Genomic DNA, 24,613 nt, shown 5'->3' with positions numbered 1-24,613 from the left:
GACAGTGGATCGGGTTGACGGCGGGAGCGTACGGAGCGTGGCCCGCCCGTTTTCCTGACCCTTTTCGTCCCCTCGAAGGAGTTGTTGTCTTGAAGTACATGTCCGTTGCCGCCATGACCGTGGCAGCCCTGCTGCTGGCCACCGCCTCGCCCGCGACGGCCGCCGGCGCCATCGCGGTCGGCGACGTCCAGCAGGCCATGGAGAAGCTGGCCGAGACGCCCGGCATCGTGGGCGCGATCGGCGGCGCGTACGTGGACGGCAAGCTCGCCGGCCGTGGCACCGCTGGGTCGCGGCTGCTCAACGGCAAAGGCGGCACGATCCTGGCGGACTCCCGCTTCCGCATCGGCTCGCAATCCAAGGTGATGGTGGCCACCGTGCTCCTTCAACTCGTCGAGAAGGGCAAGCTCGGCTTGGACGACAAACTCGCCGACCTGCTGCCCGAGGTGGCCGCCGACGGGCTGGTGGCACAAGCCGACAAGATCACCGTCCAGCAGCTGGTCCAGCACACCTCCGGTATCCCCGACTGGTTCTACGAGGGCGACTCGACCGAACCGGCGTTCGACGTCTTCGATTTCACCACCTACTACCGGCCCATCGACATCGTGAAGATGACGCGGGGCCGACCGCGCACCGGCAAGCCGGGCGAGAAGTTCACCTACTCCAACACCAACTTCACCCTCATAGGCATGATCATCGAGAAGGTGACCGGGCACACCCTGGCCGGCGAGCTCAACGGGCGTCTGTTCCGCCCGCTCGGCATGACCCTGACCTACATGGCCACCAAGCCCCCGGAGGGCATCGAGGGCCCGCACGGGCACGGCTACTACCCCGACTCCGCCGGCATCCTGCGTGACGTGGACCGCTTCAACGCCAGCTGGGGCAACGGGGCCGGCGGCGTCATCTCGACCACGCGTGACGTCAGCACCTTCCAGCGGGCCTTTGACCAGGGCAAGCTGCTGCCGCCGTGGTTGCAGGAGATCCTCACCGGTGGCCCCGGTGGCGGCGCCCAGCAGGGCGGCGGGCAGCAGGGCGGCTCGCGGAAGCGCGCGGGCCAGTGCGAAGGAGACATGAGAATACAGGGCGGCTCGGCGCCCGGCTACACCACACTGATCCTCTATTCGACCGATGGCCGGCAGCAGTTCGAGATGTCCGTCACGCGGAGCACCGCCGACGACAGCGTGGTCATCCCCGCGATGGCCAAAGCCGGCGAAGCCGTCCTCTGCCCGTAGGGCGTGAAGCCCGGCCCGACGGTTGGCGGCCCTACGGGCGCGTCCGGTAGGCCGACACCATGAGCAGACACACTCCATGGGACAAGGAGGTCTCCGCTCGGGTGCAGTCCGCGACCGTGGGCAGTCCTCCTCGCCCGACCTACTTCGTCGGGGCCGGCGAGGAGGACGCACGACTCCTGGCATACTCGGCGTAGTCCTCAGGCGCCAAGTCGCACCGGTCGCGCAGGTCCTGCCGGGCTTTGGCGAGGCGGGCCTTGTAATTCCGCTCGATCGAGGGGTCGGTGTAGGTGTCTTCACCCTTGTAGGACCCTGCTGCGTCGGCCAGGCGTGTCACCGCCGCCTTGATCTCTGGGTCGTCGGCGCGTTCGGACAGTTCCTGGATGGAGTTCTTACCGACCGGCGCGACCTGGACCATCAGCTGCGGGATGAAGCTCTTCGCCATGCTTTCCACGTAGGCCGCCACCGCATCGCCGGCCAGGCATGCATGCCTGCTGCCCTCGCTCAGCCCGCTGCCACACGACACGGTCAGCAGGCTGCAGACCAGCAGGCTGACGGCTAAGGGTCGCTGAACGACAGTCATATCGCCTTCGCTTCCGCCGATGATCGTCTGGCTACTGACGCGATCATAAACGTCACATCGGGAAGGTGCACCGAGCCCGATGGCGTACCCGACAGCCACGAAGGCGGTGTGCATCCCCATCGCGATCTGGTGGCGTGACCTGCGGATGTCGTGACGGATTCGTGCCTGAGGCGACGCGCTCGCCCCCTGCCTGACGGTCGAAGAAGCCACCGGAATCCCCGTGGCCGAGCAGACCCGGCAGAACCGCACCGTGCCGCTGGAGCTCGGCGGGCGAATCCGCGAGCCCCGTACCCTTCCGCAGTGCCTGGGCGGGCACCGCGGCGGCAGGTCAGAGGCCCTCCGCGCCCAGCGGAGAACGCCGGTCGATCACAGGATCGCTCCCGGCCGATAGGCCGCCGCGTCGGGGTGCGCGGCGGCGACCTGGGCCACCCGCTCGGCCACCGCCGCCACCTGGCCGCCTGCCGCTCCGGTGAACGACACCCGGTCGGCCAGCAAAGCGTCCAGCGCCGGCCGGTCCAGGGGGAAGCGGTCGTCGGCGGCCAGCCGGTCGAGCAACTCGTTGGCGGCGCCGCGCGAGCGCATCGCCAGCGCCGACCCGACCGCGTGCTCCTTGATCAGCTCGTGGGCCTGCTCGCGGCCCATCCCGGAGCGGACGGCCGCCATCAGCATCTTGGTCGTGGCCAGGAACGGCAGGTAGCGGTCGAGCTCGGCGGAGATCACCGCCGGAAACGCGCCGAACTCGTCCAGAACCGTCAGCATCGTCTCCATCAGCCCGTCGAAGGCGAAGAACGCGTCCGGCAGCGCCACCCGGCGCACCACCGAGCAGGACACGTCACCCTCGTTCCACTGGTCGCCGGCCAGCTCCCCGACCATGGAGGCGTAGCCGCGCAGCACCACGGTCAGGCCGTTGACGCGTTCGCAGGAGCGGGTGTTCATCTTGTGGGGCATCGCCGAGGAGCCGACCTGTCCCTCCTTGAACCCCTCGGTGACCAGCTCGTGCCCGGCCATCAGCCGGATGGTCTTGGCGAGGGAGGAGGGGGCGGCGGCGAGCTGGACCAGGGCGGTGACCACCTCGAAGTCGAGCGAGCGGGGATAGACCTGGCCGACGCTGGTGAAGCGGTGGGTGAAGCCGAGGTGGCCGGCCACCCGGTCCTCCAGCTCGGCGAGCTTGCCCGCGTCGCCGCCCAGCAGGTCCAGCATGTCCTGGGCGGTGCCGACCGGGCCCTTGACGCCGCGCAGCGGGTAGCGGGCGATGAGCTCGTCCAGCCTGCGGTAGGCGACGAGCAGCTCGTCGGCGGCGGAGGCGAACCGCTTGCCGAGGGTGGTGGCCTGCGCCGCCACGTTGTGCGAGCGGCCGGCCAGCACGGTGGCCTCGTGCTCGGTGGCCAGCGCGGCGAGGCGGGCCAGCAGGGCGACCACGCGGTCGCGGGCCAGCAGGAGGCTGTCGCGCACCTGCAGCTGCTCGACGTTCTCCGTCAGGTCGCGGGAGGTCATGCCCTTGTGCACCTGCTCGTGCCCGGCCAGCGCGTTGAACTCCTCGATGCGCGCCTTGACGTCGTGGCGCGTCACCCGCTCCCGCTCGGCGATCGAGGCCAGGTCGACCTGGTCGACGACTTTGTCGTAGTCGCCGATCGCCTGCTCGGGGACCGCGACGCCGAGCTCGGCCTGGGCGCGCAGGACCGCCAGCCACAGCCGCCGCTCCGCGACCACCTTGTATGCGGGCGACCACAGGCGGGCCAGCTCGGGCGAGGCGTATCGGGCGGCCAGAACATCGGGGATAAGCGGCTTGGAAGTCACGTCGGACAAGTGTATTCACCCGTGTCCGCCCGTACGGCACGCAGGTCGTACGGGCGGACGGCGCCCCGGCCGGGGCGGGGGTCACGGCGTCGGCGTCAGCACCTTGACGTCGGGCTGGGCGGGGGCGGGGGTGCGGCGCAGCCGCTCCTTGCCCCGCTCGACCATCGTGTAGAGCGTCGGCACCAGGACGAGCGTGAGCAGCGTCGAGGTGACCAGGCCACCGATCACCACGATCGCCAGCGGCTGCGAGATGAACCCGCCGGAGCCGGTCACGCCGAGCGCCATCGGGATCAGGGCGCAGATGGTCGCGATCGCGGTCATCAGGATCGGCCGCAGTCTGCGGCGGCCGCCTTCGATCACCGCTTCCACGATGCCCATGCCCTGGTCCCGGTACTGGTTGATCAGGTCGATCAGCACGATCGCGTTCGTCACCACGATGCCGATCAGCATGAGCATGCCGATCAGCGCGGGGACGCCCATCGCCGTGTCCGTCGCCACCAGCAGGCCCACCGCGCCGGTCGCCGCGAACGGGATCGACACCAGCAGGATGAGCGGCTGCACGAAGCTCCGGAACGTCGCCACCATGATCATGAACACGATCGCGATGGCGGCCAGCATCGCCAGCCCCAGATCCGCGAAGGCGTCCTGCTGGTCGGCGGACGCGCCGCCGATCTCGTACGACGAGCCGGCGGCCAGGCCGAGCCCGTCGAGCTTGGTGGTCAGGGTCTGGGTGACGGCGCCCAGGTCGGCGGCGGATGCCTTGGCCGACACCGTCGCCGACCGTTCGCCGTCGATCCTGGTGATCTGGGTGGGACCGGCGACCTGCTCGACGTCGGCCACCGTGGACAGTTTCACCATGCCGGCGGCGGTCGGCAGCTCCAGGTCCTTGACCGCCTTGACGTTCTCCGGCGCGTCGTCGCCGCGCAGCACCAGGTCGCTGGCCCGGCCGTCGAGGGTGAGCTCGCCCAGCGGCGCGCCGCGGAACGCCTGCGCCACCGCCTGGCCGATCTGCGCCTCCGACAGCCCGCGCTCGGCGGCTTCCTCCCGGTCGACGCGGACCTCGATGCGCGGGGCGCTGGTCTCCAGGTTGGACGCCACGTCGCGCAGTCCGGTCACCTGGCCCATCGCCGCGGTGACCGCGTCGGCGGCCGTGCGCAGCGCGTCGGTGTCGGGGGCCCGCACGATCACGTCCACGGTGTCGCTGGAGAACCCGCCGCCGCCTCCGCCGGCGCCGCCGACGGTGACCTCGCCGATGCCCGACAGGGTGGCGAGCTTGTCGCGGAGCTGCTGCTCCACCTGGGGCGTGTCGGCGTCCTCCTTGAGCGTCACCGAGTAGGAGGCCCGGTCGGCGCCGCCGCCGGTGCCGCCCATCATGGCGTTGCCGCCGCCCACGTTCACCTGGTAGGACTCCACCGTGTCGAGGCCGGCCAGGACGTCCTCGACCTTGGCGGCGGCCTTGTCGGTGGTCACCAGGTCGCTGCCGACGGGCATCCGCTGGCTGAGCGAGATCGTGTTCTGCCCGGAGGAGTCCAGGAAGTTGGTGCGCAGGCCGCCGGCCAGCCCGATGGTGCCGACCATCACCGCCACCCCGATCAGCACCGTCACCAGCTTGAAGCGGGTGGCGAAGCGCAGCACCGGCAGGTAGGCGCGCTGCAGGGGGCTGCGCAGCTCCTTGGCCTCGGCGGCGTCCCGCTGGGCGCGGGCCTGCTCCGGCGTCAGGTCGGGCGCCTTGAGGAACCAGTACGCCAGCACCGGCACCACCGTCAGCGACACCACCAGCGAGGCCAGCAGCGCGACCGCGACGGTGATCGCGAACGGGCTGAACAGCTCGCCCACCATGCCGCCCACGATGGCGATCGGCGCGAACACCGCGACCGTCGTCAGCGTGGACGCCGTCACCGCGCCGGACACCTCGCGCACACCGGCGAGGATGGCGGACTGTTTCGCCTCGCCGTAGCTGAGGTGGCGTTTGATGTTCTCCAGCACCACGATCGAGTCGTCCACCACCCGCCCGACCGCGATCGTCAGCGCGCCGAGCGTCAGCATGTTGAGGGAGTAGTCGCCCGCCCACAGGGCGATCAGCGCGATCACGACCGACAGCGGGATGGACACCGCGGTCACCACGGTGGAGCGCACCGACAGCAGGAAGACCAGGATGACCAGCACCGCGAAGCCCAGGCCGAGCAGGCCCTCGGTGGTGAGGCTCTCGATCGACTCCTCCACGTACGGGCCCTGGTCGAAGACGATCTCCACCGCCTTGTCGGAGCTGTCGCCGAGCGCCCGGCCGAGCTCGGGCAGCTTCGCGGCGATGTCGTGCGAGATCGTCACCGCGTTGCCGTCGGGTGACATCGTCACCGACACGCCGAGGCTGGTCTTGCCGTCGGTGCGGGTGATGGTGGTGGCGTCGGCCAGGTCACGCTCGATCGTGGCCACGTCGCCCAGTTTCACCGGCTTGAGCGGCTTGGGCTTGACCACCGGCTGCGCCTGAGCCTGTGTCTGGGCCTGCGGCTGGCCGGGGCGGGCCTGCTGCGGCTGGGACTGCTGGGGCTGCTGGGTCTGGGCCTGCGGCTGGGCCGGCGTCAGGTAGAGGCCGCGCAGCTTGGCGAGCGAGTCGACCCGCGTGCCCACCTGCACCGTCAGGGACTTGCCGTCGTCGACCAGCGCGCCCGCCGGGATCGGCGTCCCGTTGGCCCGCAGCACCTCGGGGATCTGCGCCGGCGACACCCCGGCCAGCGCCATCTTCTTCACGTCGGGGGTGATCGTCACCACCTCGTCGCGGACGCCGGTGACCTGGACCTCGCGGACCCCGTCGACGGCCTGCAGCTCCGGCACCATGATCGTGCGCAGCTCGTCGGCCATCGCGCGGGGATCGCCGCCGTCGCCCACGCTCAGCACCAGCACGGGGATGTCGTCGGTGTTACCCGCCACCACCTGCGGCTCGACGTTGGCCGGCAACTGGCCCTGGATCCGGGACACCGCCTGCTGCATCTTGTTCACCGACGCCTCGACGTCGGTGCCGAACGCGAAGGCCACCTGGATCTGCGCCAGGCCCTCCTTGGAGGTCGAGGTCAGCGTCTCCATGCCGTCCAGGCCCTGGAAGGAGTCCTCGATCGGCTGGGTAACCTGCTCTTCCACGATGTCCGGCGAAGCGCCGGGGTAGGACGCCACCACGAACGCGCCCGGGAAGGACAGGGAAGGCAGCAACTGCTGCTTGAGCTGCGGGATCGTGAACGCGCCGAAGGCGGTCAGCACCACCGCGAGCAAGATCACAAGACTGCGATTGGCGAGGCTTAACCGGGCGAGTGCGGTCATCGGCGTCCCTTCGAAAATATATTGCCCAGAGACTAACACTTCGCCTTGAACGAAATATTAGGACAACGTGACTTTCCTGATAACCTTCTCAGGAACGAGAGGCGAATGTGAACGACGAACGTGAAGAACTGACCCGGCGGATCCTCGAAAACCAGCGCGGCATCGTCAAGGCCTTCTCCCGGCTGCAGTCTCCCCTGTTCTCCTCCAACCTGACGATGCGCCAGCTCACGGTGGTCATGATGGTGTCGGTGCGCGGCTCGGCCACCGGCCAGGAGCTGTCCCACCACCTCGGCGTGGCGCTCGGCACGGTCACCGGCATCGTGGACCGGCTGGTCGCCCACGGCCTCGTCAGCCGGCACGAGGACCCGCACGACCGCCGCGTGCGCCGGGTCGAGCTCACCCCGGCCGGTCTGAAGCTCGTCGAGCAGATCAACGACGCCGGCCTGCAGCAATACCAGTCGATCATGAACTACCTCGACACCGACATGCTCCACTGCCTGAGCCAGGTCAGCCATCGCATGCGCGAGGTCGCCGAGGATCTGTACGGAACGTGACCGGCCGGCGCCTTTACATTGTAGATTCGTTGACGAGGCGGTCCAGCAGCGCGGGCGGCTCGCCCTCGTGGACCACCGTCAGCCGCCTGGTCGCCCGGGTGATCGCCACGTACAGGTCCCGCGTCCCCATCGGCGACTGCGCCATGATCCCCGCCGGGTCCACCACCACGACCCCGTCGAACTCCAGCCCCTTGGCCTGCGTCACCGTCAGCACCGTCACCGGCGCGTCCAGACCCCCGTCCGGGAACAGCGCCGCCACCCGCCCGTGCACGGCATCGGAGGTCACCACGCCGAGCCGGCCCTCGCCGATCGCCGCCAGCTCCCGCGCCACGACTTCCGGCAGGCCCGCCACGCCCGAACGGACCGCACGCGGCTCGGCCTCCCCCTCGCGCACCGACTCCGGCGGCCGCAGCGCCGGATCGATCGCGCGCAGGACGTCGGCCGCCACGCGCATGATCTCGGCCGGGGTCCGGTAGTTCACCTCCAGCCGCTCCTGCCGCCAGCGCCCCTCCAGGTAGGGGTCCAGCACCTCGCCCCACGACCGGGCGCCCGCCGCCGAACCCGTCTGCGCGATGTCGCCCACGACCGTCAGTGACTTGGCCGGCACCCGGCGCATGACCAGCCGCCACGCCATCGCCGACAGCTCCTGCGCCTCGTCCACGATCACATGCCCGTACGCCCACGTCCGGTCGCGCGCGGCCCGGTCCGCGGTGCTCAGCTCCTCCCCGTCGCCGGCGTGCCGCTCGGCCAGCACCTCCGCCCGCTGGAAGATGCCCTCCCGCGCCAGTCCCGTCGACTCCAGCACCTCCGCGGCGTACAGCTCCTGCTCCTGCCAGTCCTCGCGCCGCCGCCTGCTCGCCTCCCGCTCGGCCGAGTCGTCCTCGCCCAGCAGCTCGGCGGCCTCGTCCAGCAGCGGCACGTCGTCCACCGTCCAGGCGGCGTCCGCCGGCCGCACCAGCGCCCGCCAGTCCAGCCCCGGCGGTGCGAGCGCCCGCAGCGTCCGCGGCGAGGCCAGCAGCCACGCGATCAGCCGCTGCGGCGTCAGCTCCGGCCACAGCGCGTCGAGCGCCCGGCGCACCTCCGGCTCCGCCCACAGCCGCCGGCCGTTCAGCCGCAGGTCGACCTCGTCCAGCTCCCCCTCCAGATCCAGCGGCCCGGCCAGCTCCGGGTCCTCCAGCTCCATCTCCTCCAGCCGCAGCGAGGCCTCCAGCGCCCGCGCCTCGGCCAGGGCCAGCTCCTTGAGCATCTCCAGGACGTACAGTTTGCGTGCCATGTTGTGCGGCAGGCGCACCGCCTGCGCGCGCGCCCGCAACCCCGCGCACACCTCGTACGGCACCCGCAGCGTGAGCCCGTCGGTCACCACCTCCAGGTCCCCGTCGGGCACCCGCTGCCGCTCCCGCACCGCCCCGGCCACCACGGCGGCCATCCGGGCGTCGCCCTTGACCACCGCGGCCCGCGGCTCGTCGGCGGCGGTGGCGCGCACTCCCGGGAACAGCTCCCCGAGCGTGGCCATCACCACCTGCGTCTCCCCCAGCGCGGGCAGCACCTGGCCGATGTAGCGCAGGAACATCGCGTTCGGGCCCACCACCAGCACGCCGCGGCGCTCCAGCGTGGCGCGGTGGGTGTAGAGGAGGTAGGCGGCGCGGTGCAGGGCGGCCACCGTCTTGCCGGTGCCAGGCCCGCCCTGCACCACCAGGGCGCCCTGCATGGAGGCGCGGATCACCCGGTCCTGCTCGGTCTGGATGGTGGCCACCACGTCGCTCATCCGGCCCGTCCTGCCCCGGCGCAGCGCCGCCAGCAGGGCCGCCTCGCCCACCAGCGTGCGTCGGTCGCCGTCGCTCAGCCCCGCCAGGTCGAACACCTCGTCGTCGAGCCCCACCACTTGGCGGTCCCTGGTGTGCAGGTGGCGGCGGCGCAGCACGGCGCCGGGGTCGGTGGCCGTGGCGACGTAGAAGGCGCGGGCGGCCGGGGCCCGCCAGTCGATCAGCACCGACTCGTGCTCCTCGTCCCGCAGCCCGATCCGGCCGACGTAGACGGTCCGGCCCGAGCGGTCGTCGATCCGGCCGAAGCACAGGCCGCGCTCGACGGCGTGCAGCTGCGCCAGCCTCCTGGCCTGCTCCGACGCCATCACCTCGCGCTCCACCATGGCCTGGCGGGTGCCGCTCGCGCCGCCCAGGCCGTGCACCTGGCGCAGCGTCGCCCGCGCGCGCGTCCTGGCCTGGTCGAGCCGGTCGTACAGCGCCGAGACGACACGCTGTTCGGTGTCAAGGGCTTCAGCAAGAGCATCTTGACGATTAGCCATTAGCTGCTATACTCCCTAGTGGGACGGTTGCCTTTTGTCAACGGGCGGTTCAGCGTACCTTTCGTGTGCTCCCCAGGCAAGGGTCGAGCGCGGGTCCGTGCTACCTTCTCCGGTCGTGGCTGACTACCTCCGCGATCTGTTCTCCCTCGCCGGCCGGCGCGCCCTCGTGACCGGCGGCAGCTCCGGCATCGGCCAGGCCATCGCCGAGGCCCTCGGGCGGGCCGGCGCGGACGTGGTGATCGTGGCGCGCAGGCAGGCCGAGCTCGACCAGGCCGTCGAGCGGCTCGGCGGGCACGGCGTGCGAGCCTCCAGCATCAGCGCCGACCTGGGCGACCGGCAGGCGGTCGAGCGGGTCTGCGCGGCGGCCGGCCGGATCGACATCCTGGTCAACGACGCCGCCAACAACATCCGCAAACCCATGGCCGAGCTCACCGCCGACGACTACGAGCAGACCATCGCGGTCAACCTCACCGCCCCCTTCCTGCTCGGCCAGCACTTCGGCCCGCGCATGGCCGAGCGCGGCTGGGGCCGCATCATCAACATCGGCTCCCAGCAGACCGTCAGCGCCTTCGGCGACAGCGGCGTGTACGGCGCCGCCAAGGCCGCCCTCGGCGGGCTGACCCGCTCGCAGGCCGAGGCCTGGTCGCCGCGCGGCGTGTGCGTCAACACGATCATCCCCGGCTTCGTGCTCACCCCGCTCACCGAGCCCGCCCAGGCCGTCCCCGGCCGCGTCGAGCAGCTCGCCGCCCGGCACATGGCCGGCCGCAACGGGCTGCCGCAGGACTTCGCCGGCGCCGCCGTCTTCCTGGCCGGCGACGCCAGCGCGTTCGTCACCGGCCAGATGCTGTTCGTCGACGGCGGCTTCTTCGTGCACTGAGACGCCTCGCGCTTTACAAAGTAGATCCGTGCGATCCAGTTTATGAAGGTAACGCCGCCCTGTCCGCCGGGAAGTGAGACGACCATGACCGCACCGTTCACCGCCTCGGTGTTCATCGGCACCAGCCTCGACGGCTTCATCGCCCGGCCCGACGGTGACCTCGCCTGGCTCACCAGCCGGGGCGAGGCCGCCGGCGAGGACCTCGGCTACCAGGAGTTCATCGCCGGCATCGACGCCGTCGTGATGGGCCGGGGCACCTACGAGGCGGGGCTGAGGTTCGACTCCTGGCCGTACGAAGGGATGCGGGTCGCCGTGCTCAGCACCCGCCTGGAGCCGGGCGCGGACCCGCGCGTCACCGTCTACCGCGACCTCGACCGGCTCATCGAGGGGCTGGCCGAGAGCGGGGTCAAGCGCGTCTACGCCGACGGCGGCCAGGTGATCCGCTCGTTCCTGCGGGCGGGGCTGATCCACGATCTCACCATCACCACGGTGCCCGTCCTGCTGGGCACCGGCCTGCCGCTGTTCGGCCCGCTCGACGGCGACGTCTCGCTCACCCACCGGTTCACCCAGGTGTTCGGCGCGGGCGTCGTCCAGTCCACCTACACCGTCGACTCCTGACGCGCGGACCCGGGCCTTCCGGACCCGCGGACCCCTGGATTTGCCGGACATTCTGCGGGAAAGTGGCAAGATCCCCGGCGTTGAGGAGGCGGCAGTGCGGCTCGGATTCAGCATTGGCACCCTGGGGCCGGTGGCGGCCACCCACGAGGCCCAGTTGAAGCTCGTGCGAGAGGCCGAGCGGCTGGGCTACGACTCGGTGTGGGCCTCCGAAGGCTACGGGGTCGATCCGGTCACCACGATGGCGTGGCTGGCGGCCGGCACCGAGCGCATCAACCTCGGCACCGGCGTGCTGCAGGTGTCGGGCCGTACCGCGATCTCCGCGGCGATGGCCGCCGCCACCGTCGACCGCCTGTCAGGCGGCCGGTTCCTGCTCGGGCTCGGCGCCTCCGGGCCGCAGGTGGCCGAGGGCTGGCACGGGCACCGCTACGAGCGGCCGCTGGCCCACCTGCGCGACTACGTGAGCGTGGTACGGACCGCGCTGGACGGGCGGCCGGTCGAGCACGACGGCCCCGAGATCGTGCTGCCGCTGCCCGACAGCCGCGGCAAGGCGCTGAGCATGACGGTCTCACCGGTGCGCAAGCCCCTGCCCGTCCACCTGGCGGCCATGGGGCCGAAGGCGGTCGAGCTGGCCGGGGAGATCGCCGACGGCTGGCTGCCCATCCACTTCCCGCCCGAGCACCTCGCCGACACGATGGAGCACCTGCGCGCCGGGGCCGCCCGAGCCGGGCGGGACGTGACGCGGGTGGAGGTGTCGCCCATGGTGATGGCCATGGTGGACGACGACGCCGACTACGCCCGCGACCTCATCCGGCCCATGCTGGCCCTCTACCTCGGCGGCATGGGCAGCCGGGGGGTGAACTTCTACAACCGGCTGGCCCACCGCCTCGGCTTCGGCCCAGCCGCCACCCGCGTCCAGGACGCCTACTTCGACGGCGACCTGGGCGAGGCCGTGGAGGAGCTGCCCGACGACCTGGTCGACGCCCTGTCCCTGTGCGGCACCCCCGAGCGGGTGCGCGAGCGGCTCGCCGCCTACCGCAAGGCGGGCGCGACCAGGCTGATCGTCGGACTCAACGCGCCCACCGTGGACGACCGCGCCGAGCAGCTCGGCTGGCTCGCAGAGCTCAGCTCGTGAGCGGCGCCTGCGGCATCTCGCGCATCTTCGGGATCGGCGACCTGGCCAGCACGATCATCGGCACCACCGCGCCGATCACCGCCGCGACCAGGACCACCGGCCGCATGCCCACCGCCTGACCGAGCAGCCCGGCGACCAGGGCGCCCAGCGGCGCGGGCACCAGCCCCATCGCCCAGATGGTGGCGATCACCCGGCCGACGAGCTCGCGCGGCGCCGCCGACTGCAGCACGGTGATGTTGTTGACCACGAAGATCTGCGTGCACAGGCCGACGAGCAGCTGGGACACGGCCAGGATGCCGATCGCCAGCCACAGCGGGCCGCCCGCGAGCGGCACCAGGATGAGCGCGCTGTTGCCGACGACCGTCGACCAGAACATGGTCGGCCCCGGCCCCGCCCGCTTCATCAGCCGCACCGACAGCCACGCGCCCGCGATCGCGCCGATCCCGCCGACGGCCAGCACCGCCCCGACCCAGCCGGCCGGCACCCCGGCGCCGTCGATCACGTACGGGATGTAGAGGGTCTGCAGGATGCCGATGTCGAAGAAGGAGTAGACGGCGCTGGCGATGGCCAGCGGGCGGATGATCGGCTGCGACATCACGAAGCCGAACCCCTGCCGGATGGCCGCGATCATGGTGCCGCCGTCGTCGGGCGGCGGCGGGTCCTCCCGCTTGCGGATGGAGATCAGGCACAGCGCCGACAGCACGTAACTGACCGCGTCCACCAGGATGACCAGCGGCGCCGAGCGGGTGGCGATGAGGACGCCGGCCAGGCTGGGGCCGACCGCCTTGGAGACCGAGTCGCTGAGCTGCAGCTTGCTGTTGCCGTCGCCGAGGTGCTCCGGCGGCACCAGGATCGGCAGGTAGGAGCGGTAGGCGATCTCGAACAGCACCCCCGCCACGCCCATCGCGAACACGACCACGTACAGCCACCACAGCGTCAGCATGTCCATGGCGAACAGCACCGGCACGGTGGCGAGCATGAACGCGCGGAAGACGTCGCTCCAGATGAGGACCGGGCGGCGGCGCATCCGGTCCACCCAGACGCCCACCACGAAGAACAGCACCATGGGCAGCCTGGCCAGCGCGCCGAGCACGCCCATCTCGGCGACGGAGGCGTTCAGCCACAGGTAGGCCACGATCGGCATGGCCAGCACGGTGACCTGGGAACCGACCAGGGACAGGCTCTCGCCGGACCACAGTTTGAGGAAGTCCCTGTTCCTCCAGAGGGTTGTGGGTTCAGTCGTGGGGGGTGAGGCCATGGTCGACGCTGCTCCTCAACTCGGCGGCCGCGAGGGCGACCCTGGGTTCGTACATGACGGTGAAACGTTCGCCGTGGATGGGCGAGATGCGCAGCCGTCCGGTGACGACGTCGCCCCAGCCCATGTCGTCGGGTGCGACGCCTTCGGCGGTGGGTGAGAACAGCAGGACGTCGCCGTCGTACGGCTCGTGCCGGTAGTGGCCGACGGCGTGCGCGTTGGCGCGGAAGACCTCGACGAAGCGGCGCGCCTGGCGCAGGTCGGCCGTGTCGGGCTGCAGCTTGTCGGCGCGGGCGGCGGCGTCGATCACGGCGAGCAGCCGCTCGTCGGGGTCCATCTGGTGCAGGTCGTCCAGGTTCACCTGCACCGGGCCGCCGGCCAGCGCGTGCATGAGCAGCACCGCGTCGTCCTCCAGCGAGGCGCGCAGCACCGGCTCGGCGGCGTCGGAGTAGAACAGGACGACGAGCGGCACCTGCTCGCCCATCGCGCGCAGCCGCCGGGCGGTCTCCAGCGCGATGTTGCCGCCGATGCAGTAGCCGCCGAGCACGTACGGGCCGTGCGGGCGGACCTGGAGCAGGTGCGCGGTGTAGTCGTCGACCATCTCCGCCAGCGTCGCGTGCGGTCGCTCGCCGGGGGCCAGGCCGGCCGCCTGCACCGCGTAGACCGGCTGGTCGGTGCCGAGGTGGCGGGTCAGCGGCAGGTAGCGGAAGACCTGGCCGCCGAGCGCGTGGAACAGGAAGAGCGGGTCGCGCTCCCCGGCCGGGCGCAGCGGCACGATCCGCTGGGGGGCGCCGTCGTTGTCCTGCGGGCGGCGCAGCTCGACGGCGAGCTGGGCGACGGTCGGCGCGGTGAGCACCGTGGACAGCGGCACGTCGCGGCCCAGCTCCTTGCGCAGCCGCATGGTCAGGCGCAGAGCGAGCAGGGAGTGGCCGCCCAGAGCGAAAAAGTCGTCGTGGACGCTGACGGCGTCGACGCCGAGCGTCTCCTCCCACAGGGTGGCCAGCTTGGCCTCGAACGGGTCGCGGGGAGGCAGGTACGGGGCGCGGCCGGCGTCGCCCGGGTCGGGCAGCGCGGCCCGGTCGAGCTTGCCGTTGGCGGTGACGGGCAGCGCGTCGAGCCGCACCCAGGTGGCCGGGACCATGGAGTCGGGCAGCTGCCGGCGCAGGACCGCAGCCAGGTCGGGCAGCTCCTCGCCGCCGGGCAGCTCCTCGCCGTCGGGGTGTTCCTTGCCTTCGGGGACGATGTAGCCGACCAGGCGTTCGCCGCGCAGGACGACGACGGCGGCGCGGACGGCCGGGTGGGCGGCGAGCAGCGCCTCGATCTCGCCGAGTTCCACCCGCTGGCCGCGGATCTTCACCTGGAAGTCGGTCCGGCCCAGGTACTGCACCTCGCCGCCGGGCAGCCAGCGGGCCACGTCGCCGGTGCGGTAGAGGCGGGCGCCGGGCGGACCGTACGGATCCGGGATGAACCGGTCGGCGGTCAGTCCCGGCCGGTTGACGTAGCCGCGGGCGAGCTGGACGCCGCCCAGGCACAGCTCTCCGGGCGTGCCGACGGGGACCCGGCGGCCGTCGGCGTCGAGGATCTCCAGGCGGGTGTTGGCGACCGGCCCGCCGATGGGCACCAGGCTCTCGCCGGGCGCGCAGGCGTGCCAGGTGACGTCGACCGCCGCCTCGGTCGGACCGTACAGGTTGTGCAGCGCGGTGTCCGGGAGGCGTTCGTGGAAGCGGGCGGCGAGCTCGGCGCTGAGCGCCTCGCCGGAGCAGATGACGCGGGTCGCGGCCGGCAGGTCCGGCTCGTCGAGGAAGAGCTCCAGCATGGACGGGACGAAGTGCAGGGTGCTGACCCGCTGCTCGGTGGCGAGCGCGGCCAGGCGGGCGCCGTCGCGGTGCGCGCCGGGCTCGGCGACGACCAGCCCGGCCCCGACCGTCAGCGGCCAGAACAGCTCCCACACCGACACGTCGAACGACAGCGGCGTCTTGTGCAGGACGCGCTCGCCGGGGGCCAGCCGGAAGGTGTCCTGCATCCACAGCAGCCGGTTCACGATCGCGCGGTGGGAGACGCCGACGCCCTTGGGCCTGCCGGTGGAGCCCGACGTGAAGATCACGTACGCGAGTGAGTCCGGGTGCGCGCGCGCCGCCACGGCGGCCTGCGGCGCGGTTGCCTGCGGCGCGGGGCCGCTCACGGGCAGGGCGACACCGTCCGGCAGCCCCGCCGCCCCGGCCGCGCCGGTGAGCACGACGCGCGCCCCCGCTTCCTCGATCATGTACGCGAGTCGCTCCGGCGGCAGCTCCGGCTCCAGCGGCAGGTAGGCGGCGCCGGCGCCGAGCACGCCGAGCAGCGCGGGCAGCAGATCGGGCCCGCGTTCCAGGCAGACGCCGACGACGTCGCCGGGGGCGGTGCCCACCGCCAGCAGCCGGGAGGTGACCGCCCGGGCGCGCGCCGCCAGCTCCCGGTAGGTGAGCCAGGTGCCGTCGTAGCAGACGGCGGGCGCGGTCGGGGTGCGCGTGGCCTGCTCGGCGATCAGCTCGTGCAGGGTGGCGGCCGGGTAGGGGCGGGCGGTGGCGTTCCAGCCGTCGATGGCCGCGGCGTCACCGGTCAGGTAGGGGGCGGTGTCGCGGGGGTCGGCGCCGACGTCGGCGGCCTGCCGCAGCGCCGTCGCGTACAGCTCACCGGCGCGGGCGATCTGCCCGGCGCCGAACTGGCCCCGGTCGTAGGTGATGGTCAGGTCGAAGCCGCCGTGCTCGCGCGAGCGGGTGAATCCGGCCGCGAACGGCAGGTCCGTCTGCTCGAAGAAGTCCTGCTCCACGATGTCGATGCCGGGCATGCCCCGGTAGACGTGGAAGTCGCGGAAGTCGAACAGCACGTCCAGCAGCGGCGAGCGGCCGGCCGCCCGCTGGATCTCGAACAGCGGATACTGCCGGTGCGGCAGCAGCGCCACCTCCGCGTCGAACACCCGCCGTACCAGCTCCGCCCAGGTCGGGGCGGCCACGTCGACGCGCAGCGGGACGGTGTTCAGGAACAGGCCGAGCACTTCCTCGCCCGCCTCGCTCTCCGGGCGGCTGTGCGTGACCAGGCCGGTCAGCACCTCGCTCTCGCCGGTGAGCAGCGCCAGGACGCGCAGGTGCGCGGCGAGCAGCACGGTGCGCAGCGGCACCTTCAGCTGCCGGGCCGCCTCCTCCACCCGCTCCAGCTCCATCGGCAGGCGCAGCACCTCGACGCCCTCGCCCCCCGGCCGGTCCGGCAGGCGGGGCAGGCGCGTGTCGGGGGCGTCGGCCACCTGGGCGTGCCAGAAGTCGCGCGCCTCGGCGGAGGCGAGCGTGGCCCGCTCGGTGGCGACCAGCTCCCGGAAGGCGGCCCCAGGCCGCTCGACCGGGAGCGGCTCGCCGGTCAGCTGCCCGTGGTAGCGGCGGAACAGCTCGGTGATCAGGGCGGCCACGCTCCACCCGTCGAGGATCGCGTGGTGGAAGCTCAGGCTGAAGGCGAACAGGTCGTCCTCGAACAGGTGGACGTGCGCGCGGGCCAGCGGCGGCGTCGCCCAGTCGAACGGCCGCCGCTTCTCCTCCTCCGCCCACCGCGCCACCTCCTCGCGGGCCGCCGGATCGCCCGACAGATCCGTCACCTCCAGCGGCAGCACGGCCGAGCGGTGCACGAACTGCAGCGGCTCGCTGAACCCCGTCAGGTCCATCGACGTGCGCAGCACCGGATGGCGGGCCGTCACCTCGGCCAGCGCCGCCTCGAAGGCCTCCCGCTCGAACCGGCCGCGCAGCGTCATCGTGGTCAGGTCGTGGTAGGTGGTCGCGTCCGGCTCGTACGCGCTGTGGTAGAGCATGCCTGCCTGCAGCGCGGCCAGAGGATAGGCGTCCTCCAGGCCGCGTGCGGCTCCCGTCGTCACTGTCATCGCTTCTCGCCTTCCAGCATTCGTGCCAGATCCTCGGGGTTGAGCAGGCCGAACGCCGCGGGCGCCGCCTCGGGGCGTTCGGCTGCTTGGGCGGGCAGGAGCCGTCCGGCGAGTTCGCGGACGGTCTGGTGGAGGAAGAGCTGCTCAAGCCGCACGGCGTAGCCGGCCTCGCGCAGGCGGGCGACCACCTTGAGGCTGCGGATGGAGTCGCCGCCGACGGCGAAGAAGTTGTCGTGCGCCGACACCTGGTCCAGCCCGAGGACGCCGCGCCAGGCCGCGGCGACGGCCAGCTCGGCGGCGCCCTCCGGCTCGGCGTGCACCGTCGCCCTCGGCGCCCGCGGGTCCGGCAGGGCGTTGCGGTCCAGCTTGCCGCTGCGGTTGAGCGGCAGCGCGTCCAGCACGGTCCACGTCCTGGGGATCATGTGATCCGGCAGCCTGTCCCGCAGCAGCCCGGCCCAGTCACGACCGGCCGGGACATCCTCAGCCGACCGGCCTCCGCCGGACGGCGTGCCACCCTCGGCCAGGCCCCCGCCGGGCTGCGTGTCTTTGTCGGTGACCACGTGATCGGCGGCCGCCTTCTCCGGGACCACGTAACCGGCCAGGCGTAGCCCCGCGCCGTCCCGGACCGCGCGTACCGCGGCGGCGCGTACGCCCGGCAGGCCGGTCAGGGCCGTCTCGATCTCGCCGAGCTCGACCCGCATGCCACGGATCTTGACCTGGTGGTCGGACCGGCCGAGATACTCGATCTCGCCGTCGGGCCGCCACCGCGCCAGGTCGCCGGTGTCGTACAACCGCCCGCCGGGCGGCCCGTGCGGGTCGGGGACGAACCGCTCGGCCGTCAGCCCCGGCCGGCCGGCGTACCCCCGGGCGAGCTGCACGCCGCCGATCCACAGCTCGCCCGGCACCCCGATCGGCACACGGTTCAGCCGCTCGTCGAGGATCTCCAGGCGGGTGTTGGCGACCGGCCGCCCGATCGGGATCGCGGGCTCTCCCGGCCGGCACGCGTGCCAGGAGACGTCGACCGCCGCCTCCGTCGGACCGTACAGATTGTGCAGGCCGGCGCGGGGCAGCGCGGCCGCGAACCGGTCCGCGAGGTCGGCGCCGAGCGCCTCCCCCGAGCAGATCACGGTACGCAGCCCGCCGAGCCGCTCGTCCAGGCCGGGTTCGGCGAGGAAGGCGTCCAGCATGGACGGCACGAAGTGCGCCGTGGTGACCGCCTCGCTGCCGAGCAGGCCGGCCAGGTAGGCGGGGTCGGCCTGGCCGCCGGGCCGTGCCACGACCAGCCCGGCCCCCGTCATCAGCGGCCAGAACAGCTCCCACACCGACACGTCGAAGGAGAAGGGCGTCTTGTGCAGGACGCGGTCGTCGGTGGTCAGCCGGAAGACGTCCTGCATCCAGCGCAGCCGGTTCACGATCGCCCGGTGGGAGACGCCGACGCCCTTGGGCCTGCCGGTGGAGCCCGACGTGAAGATCACATACGCGAGCGAGTCCGGATGGATCGGGACGCCGACCGGTCCGGACTCCGCGCCGACGACGGCTTCGGCATCGCGATCGAGTACGACGCCCTCCCCGTCGCGGTCGCGTACAACGGCCTCCCCGTCGCGGTCGGGTACGACTGCTTCCGCGTCGCGGTCGGGTACGACTGCTTCCGCGTCGCGGTCGGGTACGACTGCTTCCGCGTCGCGGTCGGGTACGACTGCTTCCGCGTCGCGGTCGGGTACGACTGCTTCCGCGTCGCGGTCGAGCAGTACGGCGGTGACCTCGTTCGGCAGCCGCGCCGCGTGGCCGCCGGTCGAGATGGCCAGCCGGGCGCCCGCGTCGGCCAGCATGCCCGCCAGCCGATCGGCCGGGTGGTCCGGCTCCAGCGGCAGGTAGGCCGCGCCGGCGGCGACCACCGCGTGCACCGCGATGACCAGCTCCGGCCCCCGTTCCAGGCACACCCCCACCACCTGGTCTGGTCCGGCGCCCAGCGCGCGCAACCGCCTGGCCAGCCGGTTCACCCTGGCGGTGAACTCCTCGTAGGTGAGCCACGCGCAGCCCCCCTGCGGGGTCTCGAAACCCAGCGCGGGCGCGTACGGGGTCCGCAGCGCCTGCTCGGCCACCAGCGCGGGCAGCGTCGCGAGCGCCTGACCGTCGGCGGCCGGGCCGGTGACCGGCTCCGCCGGGGCCGATGAGATGGCGTACCCGAAGGTGGTGGTCGTGTCGTTCGCGTGCAGGATGGTGGTCAGCTCGGCGGGGGTGAGGATGGGCACGTCGGCCACCGGGCGCTCGGGGTCGGCCACCGCCGCCGCGAGGAACGCGCGGAAGTGATCGGCGAATCGCTCCATCCGGTCGTGGTCGAACAGGTCGGTCGCGTAGTGCAGCACTCCCGCGAGCCGCTCGTCCGCCTCCTCGACCACCAGGTGCAGGTCCGCCTGCGTGACCCCCGGATCGATGTCCAGGGTGCGCAGCCCGATCCCCGCCACCTCCGGCGGCGACGGCGGCACGTTCTGGTAGGCGAGCATCACCTGGAACAGCGGGTTCCTGGCCAGGTCCCGCTCCTCGGCGAGCTCCTGCACCAGCACCTCGAACGGCAGCTCGGCATGGTCGTGCGCGTCCAGCACCCGGTCTCGGGTGCGGCGCAGCAACTCGGCGAAGCTCGGCTCGCCGGACAGGTCGCCGCGCAGGACGAGCGTGTTGAGGAAGAGCCCCGCGATCTCCTCCACCTCCGGATGCGCCCGCCCGGACACCGGCGTGCCGACCGGGATGTCATACCGCCCGGTGTAGCGGGCGAGCACCGCCTGGAACGCCGCCAGCAGCACCATGAACGGCGTCACCTGCCGCTCCAGCGCGCAGGCCCGCACGGCGGCCACGGTCTCCGCGTCGATGGTGAACGTCAGCCGCCGCCCCTCCAGGCTCGCCAGCCCCTGCCGGTGCCGGTCGGCGGGCAGATCCAGCGTCGCGGGCGCGTCGGCGAGCGCGTCCTTCCAGTACGCCAGATCGGCGGCCCGGCCCGACACCCGCTCCCGGTGCCAGACGGCGAAGTCCCGGTATCCGGCGGCCAGCTCGGGCAGCTCGGCCGGGGTGCCGGTGATCTGGGCCCGGTACAGCTCCATCAGGTCGCGCAGCAGGATCGACAGGCTCCACCGGTCGGCGATCACATGGTGCAGGGTGAGGAACAGGTCATGCTCACCCGGCCCGCTGCGCACCAGCAGCGCCCGCACCAGCGGCCCCTCCCCCAGCTCGAACCGACGGCGCGCCTCCTCCCGCCCGATCACGACGACACCTGGCGCGGGAGGCCGATCGGACGTGACAAGGTGATCGGTCGCGGGCTCCTGATCGGTCGCAGCACGTTGATCCCCGCCTGATTCGGCGGTGCCGGGCCCTTCTCCTGGGGGCTCCGGTGAGCTGGAGAGATCTCGTACGGACAGGCGGGGCCGGTGCTGGCCCTCGCGCAGCAGTGGCTCGCCGTCCTGCGCCACGATGACCAGGCGCAGGGCCTCGTGCCGGTCCACCAGCGCGTCGAACGCGGCGGTCATCGCGTCCGGGTCGAGGGGGCCGGTCAGGTGCTCGGCCCAGGCCACGTTGTAGGCGGGATTGCCGGGGTCGAGCTGGTCCAGGAACCACAGGCGGGCCTGGGCGTGTGACGGCGGCACCTGTCCGTCACGCGCCCGGCCGGCGGCCTTGGCGAACGAGCTCTCCATGGTCGCGCCGGTCCTGGCGGTGATGAGGTCGGCCAGTCCGGCGATCGTCGGGGTTTCGAAGCACTGCCGGAGCGATACCTCGGCGCCGAGCTTGTCCCTGAGTCTGACCACGAGCCGCATGGCGAGCAGGGAGTGGCCGCCCAGGGCGAAGAAGTCGTCCTCGGTGCCGATGTCGTCGCGTTGGAGGAGTTCGGTCCAGATGGCGTGCAGAGTGCTTTCCGCCGGGGTTCGGGGCGGGTGCAGGCGGGGGCCTCCGGTGCTCGGCATCGGGGGTGGCGGCAGGGCGGCGCGGTTCAGCTTGCCGCTGGGCAACACCGGGAAGTCGTCCACCAGCACGAACGCGGCCGGAATCATCGCCTCCGGCAACCTCGCCCGCAGGTGACCCCGCAACACACCGGCCGCATGCTCACGCACGGACTCGGCCGCGGCCTCCGCCTCGCGATCCTGGGCGTCCCTACTGCCCGGACCGTTGTCATCCGCCCGCACCACACCGCCAGGGACGTCGTCGCCTTGTGCCGGCACCACGTAGGCGACCAAGCCGCGCCCGCCTGGAGCATCCTCCCGAACGGCCACCACCGCACGCCCCACCAGCGGATGCTCGCCCAGCACGGACGCGACCTCGTCCAGCTCGATCCGCACCCCGCGAACCTTCACCTGGTCATCAAGCCGCCCCAGATACTCCAGCGACCCGTCAGCGCACCACCGGACCAAGTCCCCGGTCCGATACAACCGGCCCCCGCCGCCGCCGAACGGATCCGGTACGAACCGCTCAGCCGTCAACCCCGCCCGGCCGTGATAGCCGCGCGTCACGCCCACGCCGCCCAGGAGCAGCTCCCCAGGTACCCCGATCGGCACCGGATGAAGGTCCCTGTCCACTACATATGCGGTCGTGTTGGCCACCGGTGTGCCGATGGAGCCGCCGGTGCCGTCGGTGACCTGGAGCCGGGTGGACCAGACGGTCGTCTCCGTCGGGCCGTACAGGTCCCAGAGCTCGCCGGTGACCTTGAGCAGGCGGGCGGCGAGCGGGCCGGGCAGGGCCTCGCCCGTGCTGACCACTCGGGGGACGCCGCCGTGGGCGAGAGCGGGCAGCAGGCCCTCCAGCACCGAGGGGGTGGTCTGGACGGTGTGCAGGTCGCCGTGCTGGATGAGGTGGTGGACTCGGTCGATGTCGGCCGTGGAGGCGATCACGACCGTCCCGCCGGTGACCAGTGGGCCGTAGATCTCGATCATGGCGATGTCGAAGGACACGGAGGTCAGGAACAGATAGCGGGCGCCAGGAGCGAGTCCGGGACGGGTCCGTACATCCGAGAGCAGGCTGACCAGACCGCGGTGCGGCACCACCACGCCCTTGGGGCGGCCGGTGGAGCCGGAGGTGTAGATGAGGTACGCGGCCTGGTCGAGGTGGAAGGCACGCGCCGCCATCCGCCCCTGTGGATCGGGATGATCGGGCTGGTCGGCGCGGTGAAGGGTGTCGGGGTGGTCGAGGAGAAGGAGGGGAGGGTTCGCGGGGAGTCGGTCGGTGAAGGGGGTGGCGGTGAGGACCAGGGTGGCGGCGGAGTCGGTGAGGATCTGGGTCAGGCGGTTCGGGGGGTAGGCGGGGTCCAGGGGGACGTAGCAGCCTCCGGCCTTGAGGACGGCGAGCAGCGCCACCAGGAGGCCGGGGTCGCGGGGCAGGCAGACGCCGACCCGGGTCTCCCGGGTGACGCCGAGCCGGCCGAGCCGGTCCGCCAGGGCGGCGGCGCGGGACTCGAGCTCGGCGTAGGTCAGGGTGGAGCCGTCCGGGCCTTCGACCGCCACCGCCGTCGGGGTGCGGGCGGCCTGGTCGGCGACGAGTTCGTGGATGCCGCGCTCGGGGTGGGCGAGCGTGGTGTCGTTCCAGGTGCGCAGGGTGCGGTGGAGTTCGCCGGGGCCCATCAGCGGCAGGCGCGACAGCGGCAGGGCCGGGTCGGCGACGGCGGCGGTGAGCAGGGTGCGCAGGTGGGCGGCCAGGCGTTCGATGCGGTCGTCGTCGAACAGGTCGGTGGCGTAGTCCAGGACGCACAGCAGCCCGCCGTCGGGGCGCTCTTCGACGATGAGGTCCAGGTCGAACATGGCGGTGCCGGGCCGGACGTCCAGGCGTTCGAGGCGCAGGCCACGGGAGTCGCCCGGCAGGGCCGGAGTGCTCTGGTAGGCGATCATGACCTGGAAGAGCGGGTTGCGGGACAGGTCCCGGCCGGTGGCCAGGTCGTCGACGAGGGTCTCGAACGGCACGCTCGCGTGGTCGAAGGCGGTCAGCACCCGTTCCCTGGTGCGCCGTACCAGCTCGGTGAAGGTGGGATCGCCGGACAGGTCGCCGCGCAGGACGACGGTATTGAGGAACAGGCCGACGGTCTGGTCGAGCGAGGGGTACGGCCTGGCGGACATCGGGGTGCCGAGCGGGATGTCGGGCTGGCCGGTGTAGCGGGCGAGCAGCGCCTGGAGGCCGGCGACGAGCACCATGAACGGGGTGGCGCGCTGCCCGGCGGCGAATTCGCGCAGATCATCCGCGAGCCGCTTGTCCAGGTCGAACAGCAGCCGCCGGCCCTCGTTGGTCCGTGCGGGGGGTCTCGGCCGGTCGGCGGGCAGGTCGAGTACGTCCGGCAGCCCTTGGAGCGCCTGCCGCCAGTGGTCGAGGTCCTCCTTCGAGCTCTGCGGTCGTTCGGCCCGCCAAGCCACGTAGTCGGCGTAGGCGACGGGCACGGCGGTGAGCGGGTCGCCGGCGTAGAGGCGCAACAGGTCCTCGAACAGGATCGCCACCGACCAGCGGTCGGCCAGGATGTGGTGAACCGTGAGAACCAGCAGATGCTCCTGCGGCCCCTGTCCCGGACCGGACGGGCGCTGCTCTCCGGGGGCGGGGGTCACGTGGATCAGGCGGGCTCTGGTCAGTGGGCCCGTGCTCAAGTCGAAGCGGAAGCGGGCCTCGTGCCGGGCGGCGGCGTCGGCTTCGGCGGTGGGCAGCGTCTCGACCAGCAGCGCAGGCCGTACAGGGCCGGGGAGCTGGTGTGGCTCGCCGTCGCGGGCGTCGATGACGTACCCGAGGATCGGATGCCGCTCCACGAGGGCGTCGAAGGCCGCCGCGAGCGCGGCGGCGTCCAGGTCGCCTTCGATCTTGTACGCCCACGACAGCGTGTAGGCGGGGTTGCCCGGGTCGAGCTGGTCGACGAGCCAGAGGCGCCGCTGGGCGTCGGAGAGCGGCGCGGCGGCACCTGACCGGCGTGGGATGGATGGCGGGCCGTCGTCTCGTGGGTCTCGTGGGCGAGCCGGGCGGCCGTTCCCGGAGCGGGCGAGGCGGGCCTCCAGTGCGGCGCGCTGTTGCGGGCTGAGCCGGGCCAGCCGCTCGCGTACGCCGTCCACGTCG

The 24,613-nt window shown here is 72.4% G+C and carries 12 protein-coding genes; 5 read left to right on the top strand and 7 right to left on the bottom strand.

The genetic code is table 11. The features are described from left to right. Positions 1-98 precede the first annotated feature (98 nt). On the top strand, positions 99-1,229 hold the full coding sequence (locus IEY87_RS22215; protein ID WP_225277278.1) for a serine hydrolase domain-containing protein: 1,131 nt from the start codon (positions 99-101) through the stop codon (positions 1,227-1,229). 139 nt (positions 1,230-1,368) lie between these two features. Here the strand turns inward: IEY87_RS22215 and IEY87_RS22210 are convergent, their stop codons facing one another. The 3 genes from IEY87_RS22210 to IEY87_RS22200 form a co-directional block, all read right to left on the bottom strand. Further along, on the bottom strand, positions 1,369-1,929 hold the full coding sequence (locus IEY87_RS22210) for a hypothetical protein (RefSeq protein WP_229699367.1): 561 nt from the start codon (positions 1,927-1,929) through the stop codon (positions 1,369-1,371). 246 nt (positions 1,930-2,175) lie between these two features. Next, entirely contained in the window at positions 2,176-3,606 is a 1,431-nt protein-coding gene (purB, locus tag IEY87_RS22205; RefSeq protein ID WP_189140643.1) for an adenylosuccinate lyase, read from the bottom strand. 81 nt (positions 3,607-3,687) lie between these two features. After that, positions 3,688-6,876: an efflux RND transporter permease subunit gene (locus tag IEY87_RS22200; RefSeq protein ID WP_229699372.1), complete on the bottom strand. Its 3,189-nt coding sequence runs from the start codon at positions 6,874-6,876 to the stop codon at positions 3,688-3,690. Positions 6,877-7,025: 149 nt separating this feature from the next. On the opposite strand from IEY87_RS22200, the gene IEY87_RS22195 reads away from it, so the two are divergent. Next, on the top strand, positions 7,026-7,472 hold the full coding sequence (locus IEY87_RS22195) for a MarR family winged helix-turn-helix transcriptional regulator (protein WP_189140641.1): 447 nt from the start codon (positions 7,026-7,028) through the stop codon (positions 7,470-7,472). A 13-nt stretch (positions 7,473-7,485) separates the two neighbouring features. On the opposite strand, the gene IEY87_RS22190 is transcribed toward IEY87_RS22195, so the two are convergent. Further along, positions 7,486-9,774 (bottom strand): HelD family protein, encoded by a 2,289-nt coding sequence (locus IEY87_RS22190; RefSeq protein ID WP_189140640.1) that lies wholly within the window; start codon positions 9,772-9,774, stop codon positions 7,486-7,488. Between the two features lie 115 nt (positions 9,775-9,889). Between IEY87_RS22190 and IEY87_RS22185 the strand changes: the two genes are divergently transcribed. The 3 genes from IEY87_RS22185 (at position 9,890) to IEY87_RS22175 (ending at position 12,401) form a co-directional block, all read left to right on the top strand. After that, positions 9,890-10,651 carry an SDR family NAD(P)-dependent oxidoreductase gene (locus IEY87_RS22185; protein WP_189140639.1) on the top strand — a complete coding sequence of 254 codons (762 nt, stop codon included), beginning with the start codon at positions 9,890-9,892 and terminating at the stop codon, positions 10,649-10,651. A gap of 84 nt (positions 10,652-10,735) precedes the next feature. Beyond that, complete coding sequence (locus IEY87_RS22180; RefSeq protein ID WP_189140638.1) at positions 10,736-11,269, top strand: dihydrofolate reductase family protein; 534 nt, start codon at positions 10,736-10,738, stop codon at positions 11,267-11,269. Positions 11,270-11,363: 94 nt separating this feature from the next. Beyond that, positions 11,364-12,401, top strand: coding sequence for an LLM class F420-dependent oxidoreductase (locus IEY87_RS22175; RefSeq protein ID WP_189140637.1), 1,038 nt, complete (start codon positions 11,364-11,366; stop codon positions 12,399-12,401). Here IEY87_RS22175 and IEY87_RS22170 read toward each other — a convergent pair. From IEY87_RS22170 to IEY87_RS22160, 3 genes are read right to left on the bottom strand one after another with little or no spacing between them, the layout of a single operon-like run. Next, positions 12,391-13,659 carry an MFS transporter gene (locus tag IEY87_RS22170; RefSeq protein WP_189140636.1) on the bottom strand — a complete coding sequence of 423 codons (1,269 nt, stop codon included), beginning with the start codon at positions 13,657-13,659 and terminating at the stop codon, positions 12,391-12,393. The two genes, IEY87_RS22175 and IEY87_RS22170, sit on opposite strands and share 11 nt — an antisense overlap. After that, positions 13,637-17,554, bottom strand: coding sequence for a non-ribosomal peptide synthetase (locus IEY87_RS22165; protein ID WP_189140635.1), 3,918 nt, complete (start codon positions 17,552-17,554; stop codon positions 13,637-13,639). Before IEY87_RS22165 ends, IEY87_RS22170 begins: the two co-directional genes overlap by 23 nt. After that, a complete protein-coding gene (locus tag IEY87_RS22160; RefSeq protein ID WP_225277277.1) occupies positions 17,551-24,609 on the bottom strand; it encodes a non-ribosomal peptide synthetase in 7,059 nt (2,352 codons plus the stop codon). Before IEY87_RS22160 ends, IEY87_RS22165 begins: the two co-directional genes overlap by 4 nt. Positions 24,610-24,613 lie beyond the last annotated feature (4 nt).

This window comes from Nonomuraea glycinis, assembly GCF_014646515.1.
Lineage (GTDB): Bacteria > Actinomycetota > Actinomycetes > Streptosporangiales > Streptosporangiaceae > Nonomuraea > Nonomuraea glycinis.
Note: the sequence above shows the minus strand (reverse complement) of the source record. Positions and strands in the feature narration are given on the sequence as shown.

Coding starts and splice junctions, on each gene's coding strand:
- IEY87_RS22215 (WP_225277278.1), top strand. CDS start 99: ATGTCCGTTGCCGCCATGACCGTGGCAGCCCTGCTGCTGGCCACCGCC.
- IEY87_RS22210 (WP_229699367.1), bottom strand. CDS start 1,929: ATGGGGATGCACACCGCCTTCGTGGCTGTCGGGTACGCCATCGGGCTC.
- IEY87_RS22190 (WP_189140640.1), bottom strand. CDS start 9,774: ATGGCTAATCGTCAAGATGCTCTTGCTGAAGCCCTTGACACCGAACAG.
- IEY87_RS22180 (WP_189140638.1), top strand. CDS start 10,736: ATGACCGCACCGTTCACCGCCTCGGTGTTCATCGGCACCAGCCTCGAC.
- IEY87_RS22170 (WP_189140636.1), bottom strand. CDS start 13,659: ATGGCCTCACCCCCCACGACTGAACCCACAACCCTCTGGAGGAACAGG.
- IEY87_RS22165 (WP_189140635.1), bottom strand. CDS start 17,554: ATGACAGTGACGACGGGAGCCGCACGCGGCCTGGAGGACGCCTATCCT.